3 protein-coding genes and 1 pseudogene are annotated in these 4,397 nt (G+C 72.5%); 3 read left to right on the top strand and 1 reads right to left on the bottom strand.

Annotation, left to right across the window (positions count from 1 at the left end; genetic code table 11):
- Positions 1–44: 44 nt before the first annotated feature.
- Positions 45–1,733, bottom strand: a complete 1,689-nt coding sequence (locus VAE46_RS00605; RefSeq protein WP_322794961.1) for an aldehyde ferredoxin oxidoreductase C-terminal domain-containing protein — start codon at positions 1,731–1,733, stop codon at positions 45–47.
- Between the two features lie 122 nt (positions 1,734–1,855).
- On the opposite strand from VAE46_RS00605, the gene VAE46_RS00600 reads away from it, so the two are divergent.
- The 3 genes and pseudogenes from VAE46_RS00600 to VAE46_RS00590 all read left to right on the top strand — a co-directional run.
- Positions 1,856–2,992, top strand: a complete 1,137-nt coding sequence (locus VAE46_RS00600) for a hypothetical protein (RefSeq protein WP_322794960.1) — start codon at positions 1,856–1,858, stop codon at positions 2,990–2,992.
- 25 nt (positions 2,993–3,017) lie between these two features.
- On the top strand, positions 3,018–3,980 hold the full coding sequence (pdxA, locus tag VAE46_RS00595) for a 4-hydroxythreonine-4-phosphate dehydrogenase PdxA (RefSeq protein ID WP_322794959.1): 963 nt from the start codon (positions 3,018–3,020) through the stop codon (positions 3,978–3,980).
- Positions 3,977–4,397 (top strand): annotated as a pseudogene (locus VAE46_RS00590) (hypothetical protein); the annotation flags it as partial. The gene pdxA and the pseudogene VAE46_RS00590, both read left to right, overlap by 4 nt.

Here is a 4,397-nt window from a genome sequence, read left to right as displayed (position 1 = left end):
TGGCAGCGGGATTGTGGCGCGGCGGGGGCGGGATGTCGACGGGGTCAGGACCAGACGGAATCGAGCAGCTGCTGGGGGAGGTCGAAGATGGCGGGGCCATCCGGGGTGTGCAGCGGCTCTTCGAGCAGCCAGCGGGGGAGGCGGTCATCGGCGGCGGTGAAGCCCGCGCGGCGGTTGAACTCGCGCTCGGACTCGATGGCGGCGCGGGCCGCGCGGAGGACCGTCTCGTCATCGCAGGGGGTATCGAAGCGGGCGGAGATGAAGGCGGCGATATCGGCCGGGAGGGCGTTGGTGAACTGGCAGAGCCCGGCGGAATCGATCGCCATCATGACGAGCTGTTCGTGGCGGGACTGCTTGACGAGGGTCTCGGCGTTGACGCTCCGGGCGGTGACCATGCCGGCGGTGTGGTCGGCGCCCTGCGGGCTGGTGGCATAGGTGACGCCCATGCCCTTGAGGGTGCGGGGCTCCCAGGCGGGCAGGCCCTGGCCCTTCACGGCGGGGACGCGGTCGATGCCGAAGGTGCGGGCGGTGTGGACGGTGCCGTTGCCGATGATCCGGCCGAGAACGGTGCCCTGGCGGATCTCTTCGAGCAAATCGCGGGTGCGCTGCCAATCGCCCCAGGGGAGGACCCCGGCCTCCATGGCGACGCCGATCGCGTTGCCGACCTCGATGGTATCGAGGCCGATGTCGTCGCAGAGGCGATCGAGCTCGGCAACGGCATCGGCGGGGCCGATTTCGAGGTTGGAGCCGAGGAGGGCGATGGTTTCGAACTCGAGGGCGGTGGTGACGTGGTTGCCGTGCTCATCGTTGAAGAGGATGGCGCACTTAATGATGCAGCCGGCCATGCAGGGGAGCATTTTGCCGCCGCGGGACTGGCCGAGCTCCTCGATGTACTGACCGGAGATGGAGTGGGCGTGCTCCCAGGTGCCGAGGCGGTGGTTGCGGGTCGGCATCGACTGGATGTTGTCGCGGTTGACGAAGCGCACCACGCCGGCGGTGCCGGTCTTGCTCAGGTTGTGGGTGCGGGGGTCTTCGAGGACGAGGCGGGAGAAGCGGGTGACGTGCTGGCGGTACTCGTCCCTGCGCAGGCCGGGGATGGAGCGCGGCGCCCCGGCGTCATCGACGACGATCGCCTTGAGCCCTTTCGCGCCCATGACGGCGCCGGGGCCGCCCCGGGCGGCGTGGCGAGTGGGCCGACCTTCGGGGTCGGTGACGGCGACGGAGGCCGCGGCGAGGCGGAGTTCGCCGGCCGGGCCGATGGTGGCAGCGGCGCGGGTGGCGGCGGCTTCGCCGACGAGCTCGCGATGGAGGTCGTAGTTGCTGCGCCCGGCGAGGTGATCGGCGGGCAGGAGGCGGATGCCGGAGGCGGTGATTTCGAGCTGCTGCCAGCCAGAAGGGCTGGCGCCGGTGACGGCGATGGCCTTGATGCCGAGGCGGGCGAGGCGGTGGCCCAGCTGGCCGCCGACGTTGGCCTCTTTGATGCCGCCGGTGAGCGGGCTTTTGAAGACGAACGAGGTCCGGCCGCTGGTGGTGGCGGCGGTGCCGCCGAGCAGGCCGGGGCAGATGTAGAGGACGGCGTCGCGGTGGAGCGGGTGGATGGCGGGGTCGGTCTCCTGCAGCAGCAGGCTGGCGCCGAGGGCGCGGCCGCCGAGCAGGCGGAGGGATTCGGGGGCCGGCGTTTCGCTGATGGTGCCCGTGGTCATATCGACCCGGACGATGCGGTCGAGCTCCATGGGTGCTCCGGGCGGTGGGATGAATGATGTACCGGGCATCGTACCGGATGGCGGCGGGAGCGCGCGGCGACCGCCGTGGGCGGGCTTGCGGCAGGGCGGTGTGGAGGGGGCATGATCGGGGCATGCGCTGGTGGGATGGTTCATCGCTGATCGGGACGGAGACGGTCGCGCTGGTGCGCGAGGAGGCATACGAAGCGGAGCAGCGGTGCGCGCTGACGCCCGGGATGCTGGAGGCGATCACCGCCCGGGGCTGGTTCAAGGCGTGGGTGCCGCGGGACTTCGGCGGCCTCGAACTGGACCTCGAGGCCGGGCTGCGGCTGTTCGAGGCGGCGGCGTGGGCCGATGGCTCCTTCGGCTGGGGCATCATGATCGGCGCGGGCGGCGGCGTGTTCGCCGGGCTGATGCGCGAGGCGACGGCGCACGCGGTGTTCGACCCCCGCGAGGCGGTCATCGCAGGTTCGGGGGTGCCGGCGGGGCGAGCCGAGCGGGTGCCGGGCGGGTTCCGGGTGAGCGGCCGCTGGCGCTGGGCGAGCGGCGCGCCGTGGGCGACCACCTTCACGGCAAACTGCGTGGTGACGGAGGGCGGGGAGCCGGTGCCCGGGAACAACGGGCCGCTCATCCGTGCGATGGCGTTCGAGCCAGGCCAGGTCCGCATCCACGAGACATGGGACAGCCCCGGCATGCGCGCCACGGCCAGCCACGACATGGAGGTGAGCGACGCTTTCGTGCCGGAGGAGCGGATGTTCTCGGTGTTCGAAGGCGAGCCGTGGCACCCGGCGACCATCTTCCGGGTGCCGTTCGTGGAATTTGCGGAGGCGACAACCGCGTCGGTGCTGCCGGGCATCGCGCTCCATCTGCTCGAGGGTGGGGCGTCGTACCTTGCCGAACACGGGGAGTACGGCGGCGCGCGGTCGATGGGGGAGCGGGAGGATGTGCGTGCGCGCTTCGGCGAGGCGCTGGCCACGGTTGAGGCGGGCCGGACGCTTCTCTTCGATGCCGCGCGAGCGGTGTGGAAGGAGGCGGAATCGGGTTCGCCGGGCTTGGAGACGCTGGCGCGGCTCTCGCTGGCGGCGAGCTTTGCAGCGGCGGCCTCGCTGCGCGCGGGGCAGCTGGTGGCGCCGCTCATCGGGATGGAGCTGAACCGGCAGGCGGGCGAGCTGAGCCGGGCGTGGCGCGACCTGCAGACGGCCGGCCAGCACGGGGCGCTGCGGCCGACGAATTTCGCCAACCGTAGCGGTCCCCTCTTCGAACGCGGCTGATCGGCCGTGCGCCTATACTCGGGGGATGCGCGGGCTGCGGCTGGCCGTGACGCTCGGGGACCCGGCAGGCATCGGGCCGGAGGTGGTGGCGAAAGCGCTGGCCCGGCCCGCCGTGCGGGAGGCGGCGGAGCTCATGGTGGTGGGCAGCCGGGCGCTGCTGGAGCCGTGGCTGGAGCGGGCGGGCGCGCCGCGCGTGGAGGTCATCGAACCGGTGCCGGTTTCCGCGACCTTTGCACCGGGGAAGGTTTCGGCGGAGGCGGGCCGGCTGGCGCACCGCTGGGTCGAGTTCGCGGCGGAGCTGTGCCTGCGGGGCGAGGCCGACGGGATGGTGACGGCGCCGGTGAACAAGGCGGCATTCGCGGCGGCGGGCATCCGCGAGACCGGCCACCAGGAGGTGCTGCAGCGGGTGAGCAGGGCGGACCACGTGCTGACGATGCTGGTCTCGGGGGCGCTGCGCTGCGTGCACCTGAGCACGCACAAGCCGCTGCGGGAGGCCTGCGCCTACGTCACCCGCGAGAACGTGCTGCGGGCAATCCGGCTGACGGACCGGGAGTTTCGGCGCTGGGGATTCGCGCGGCCGCGGGTCGCGGTGGCGGGGCTCAACCCGCACGCGAGCGACGGCGGGCTCATCGGCCGGGAGGAGCTCGACGAGATCGGCCCGGCGGTGGAGGCGGCACGGTCGGAGGGGGTCGAGGCGAGCGGCCCGTGGCCGGCGGATTCGGTGTTCAACCGGGCGATTGCGGGGGAGTTCGATGCGGTGCTGGTGATGTACCACGACCAGGGGCACATCGCGATCAAGGTGCACGGGTTCGAACGGAGCGTGAGCGTGAACCTGGGGCTGCCGTTCGTGCGGACCTCGGTGGACCATGGCACGGCGTTCGATATCGCCGGCCGGGGGATCGCGAACGAGGAGAGCATGGTGCAGGCGATCCTGCTGGGGGCGCGGCTGGCCGCGGGGTCAGGGCTGGCGGGGGAGCGGGACGGATGAGCCGGGCAGGGGAGATCCCGCTGGAGCCGCCGCTTGTCCGTGCACCCACGGCAGTGCCGGCGGCGGAGGACCGTTCCTACCTGGGCTTCTTCGGCGGTGCGCTTGTTTCGGCGCTGGCGGGCGGGTTCCTGCTGGCGGCCTGGATGCCGCTGGCGGCGACCGATGTGGTGCCGGGCATCGAACGGGCGCCGCGGCTGGTGCAGGCGCACGGGTGGCTGCAGCTGCAGGGCTGGGCGGGGCTGTTCGTGGCCGGGATGGCGCTCCGACTGACTCCGCGGTTCGTGGGGCGGCGGCCGCTGCCGAAGCGGCTGACGCTGCCGCTGCTGGCGATGCTGTTGGGGTCGACACTGCTGCGGGGGGCTGTGCCGTGGGTGGATGGCGGCCGGGCCGAAGACGCAACCTTCGTGGCGGGGCTGT

The organism is Tepidiforma sp. (assembly GCF_034433535.1).
Taxonomy (GTDB): Bacteria; Chloroflexota; Dehalococcoidia; order Tepidiformales; family Tepidiformaceae; genus Tepidiforma.
Note: the sequence above shows the minus strand (reverse complement) of the source record. Positions and strands in the feature narration are given on the sequence as shown.